The organism is Parabacteroides sp. AF18-52 (assembly GCF_003479145.1).
In the GTDB taxonomy this organism is placed as follows: domain Bacteria; phylum Bacteroidota; class Bacteroidia; order Bacteroidales; family Tannerellaceae; genus Parabacteroides; species Parabacteroides faecis.
In genome coordinates, this window is sequence record NZ_QUGR01000036.1 from 1 (window position 1) to 3094 (window position 3094).

Here is a 3094-nt window from a genome sequence, read left to right on the forward strand (position 1 = left end):
AGGAAACAACCATAGAAGTAAGAAACATTGGGGACAATCCCCTTGTGATAGTGGACGTAGGTACCACTTGCGGCTGCACGGCAGCCACTTATGACAAACGCCCCGCAAACCCCGGAGAATCTCTTCGGGTAGGAATTAAGATGACACCGAAAGATACAGGATTCTTCGATGAAGTCGTTACGATCAAGTACAATAGTATTAACAACCAACCTGTCAAAGCAAAGATAAAGGGGAATGTTCGGTGATCGAACAAATGGGAGTTTGCTGCATCCCGACAAGAATGTACAAGCAAACTCCCGGAGACCCCGAAAAGGAGGTGTATGATGGTAATATAACCGACAAAACAGAATGCTACAGGTAACATTCGACTATCTAATCCAAATAGAGTAGGCAAAGATAGAAAATAGCCTGATTAAATAATGATTTAAACAAACAATTAAACAGATACGAATATGAAAAAGTTATTGGGTATCATTGCTATCGCAGCTATAGCTGCTGCAGGCTGGAATTTCAGCCAAAGTCAGAACGAAGTGGAACTGTCAGACTTGGCACTGGCTAATGTAGAAGCATTGGCTGACAATGAAAGTGACAGTAAAGGAACATTATATAGTACAGAGCCAGACAAAAACGGCCATACCACGAATTGTTGTTGTCCTGGAGATAAAACTTGTGGAGCATCCGCTTGCGCTAAATGTTAACAACATAATAAATATAGGGCGACAGATAGATTTTATCAAATATTGTATTCCAATAAATCCTATCTGTCCCCTTTTGAATCAAGATTAGATATCCATGAAATAAATTTTATTTAAACAAATAAAAAGTAGGTGGTGAATATGGATAGTTTTAATAAAGAATATGCCAACATTACAGCAATCTTCTTACAAGTTATTCACAGTGGTTATGAATAGATACCCACAATAATATAAAATAAGCAAGAAGTGGTAAAGATCTTTAAGTAAAAAGTTATAGACATAACACCTTGAATTATTCTTTAACAAAATCAAAAATAGCTACTATCCAGCGAAATCATGAACGCATTAAATTTATAATTCATGAAAAGTTTAACAAGCTCTTTTTAGAGAAGAGCATAATTATTTATTTACGTATGAAAATAACTTACATATTATTTTTTTGTCTATTACTATTTAGTTGTACAACTAAACAAGATAGGAATATAGAGAATCTAAATATTACAACTATCTTTGTAGAAAATTCTAAGAATACACCGTTAGATTTATCTGAATTATCCCTAAATACTCATTTTGTAAAACTTGAAACAAATGATTCTTGCCTTATAAAGAAAATACAAAAAATATATTACATTAATAACCAAATAATAATAGGAGATGATTATTCAATTTATTTTTTTGGAGAAGACGGGAGATTTAAATACAAAGTAGAACGTCAAGGTGATGGTCCTGAAGAATACGCTCGTTTATCAGATTTTGACATCAGTCAAGATGGAGAAATCATTAATGTGTTAGACACTCGAAAGAAACAAATAATAACATACGACTATAATGGAAACTTTATTGATAAATCTAAAATAGACAGTTGGGCAATAGGAATGCAGCAATTGAACGATTCTTTATTGATATTATACTGTGGTAATCAAGTGTCATCAAATAACAATAACAAACTCATATGTTTCAACATATTTAAGCAAAAAATCACTGATAGTTTCTTTAATATCTCCAATAATAAATCAAACTATTTACATGTTCATAGTAGTTCTAATTTTACTATAAGTAATAATGATTTGCTATTTTATGAGCTATATAATGATACTATATATAAAATTTCCCCCACAAGTTGTAAACCTCTATACTATATTGATTTTGGCAAATATAAAATACCCCAATCTTTATTTGAGGATAAACACAACAACATCGTTGAATTTCAAAACAAATTATCTAAAAGAACAGCTGCATACGGAATAACATCTTTGATAAGTACATCAAAAAAATTATTATTTAAATACTATCATGATAAGAGATATTTTTTTTGTTATGATAGTATAAATAAATCTAGCATTTATTCATACTTACTTCTTGATCCTAGCTTTATGGGGGAATATATAATAGACGGAAATAAATATGATGCTAATTTTTTTCCTGGACACAATTACTTTTTCACAACTTATGATAATGAATTATTTATCGACAATTTATCACAAATAAAAGACAATAATCTCAGAGAACTAGCATCAAACTTACATATTGATGATAATCCGATAATAAGAATCAGCAAGTTAGATTCCGCATTAAGTGATAAATAAAACAATCAATTTTATCTTTTGACTGTGTATGACAATTGTTTTGTAGTTTGTTAGTGTTTGCTTCATTCAAAATTTCCATGGTTTAATGGAAGTGGAATTAATGACCGAAGATGATATACTATACAGTAAATCGGTTCTGTATACGGAGAAGTCTAGCTAGATCAGAAAATTCCTTCCCCCGTATGCAGCGAACAGTATTAACATTAACGAAAAAACAAGCACCATCGTCGGCACAGCGGCGAAAAGAGATAATCCGATCATAGAATTTATGATATAATAAACGGTATGAAAACCTTTTATCTTTACATATTATTAATAGCAACCACCTTCTTCTCCTGTCACTACGAACAGAAAGAGAAGGAAAATAAGATTGCACATCTGGTCAGCGAATGGCAAGGGAAGCAAATACTGTTCCCTGAAAACCTGATCTTCATCCGTTATCTGACAGATACTACGGATTTCCAAATTCCGGAATCAGATTATAAGGTATTAATATATGTAGATTCCATTGGTTGTACCAGCTGCAAATTACAACTGCATAAATGGAAGGAACTGATCGAGTATACCGATTCGGCCACACAGGGAAAAGTGCCTTTCCTTTTCTTCTTCCATCCCAAAGATACGAAAGAAATACGCTATCTGTTGAAACGAGACGGCTTCGACCGTCCGATCTACATCGACTTAGAGGATCAACTGAATAAATTGAACAAGTTCCCGGCAAATATGACCTTCCAGACATTTCTGTTGGATAAAGACAATAAAGTGGCTGTATTAGGAAATCCGGTACACAACACGGCGGTGAAAGACCTATAT

3 protein-coding genes and 1 pseudogene are annotated in these 3094 nt (G+C 32.8%); all 4 read left to right on the forward strand.

Annotated elements, in window-relative coordinates; all coding sequences use genetic code 11:
• A partial coding sequence (locus DWX23_RS24670) for a DUF1573 domain-containing protein (RefSeq protein ID WP_147382566.1) occupies positions 1-245 on the forward strand: 245 nt, incomplete at its 5' end.
• Positions 246-452: 207 nt separating this feature from the next.
• On the forward strand, positions 453-698 hold the full coding sequence (locus tag DWX23_RS24675; RefSeq protein WP_122376448.1) for an NVEALA domain-containing protein: 246 nt from the start codon (positions 453-455) through the stop codon (positions 696-698).
• Between the two features lie 410 nt (positions 699-1108).
• Positions 1109-2281: a 6-bladed beta-propeller gene (locus tag DWX23_RS24680; RefSeq protein ID WP_122376449.1), complete on the forward strand. Its 1173-nt coding sequence runs from the start codon at positions 1109-1111 to the stop codon at positions 2279-2281.
• Between the two features lie 285 nt (positions 2282-2566).
• Positions 2567-3094 (forward strand): annotated as a pseudogene (locus tag DWX23_RS24685) (hypothetical protein); the annotation flags it as partial.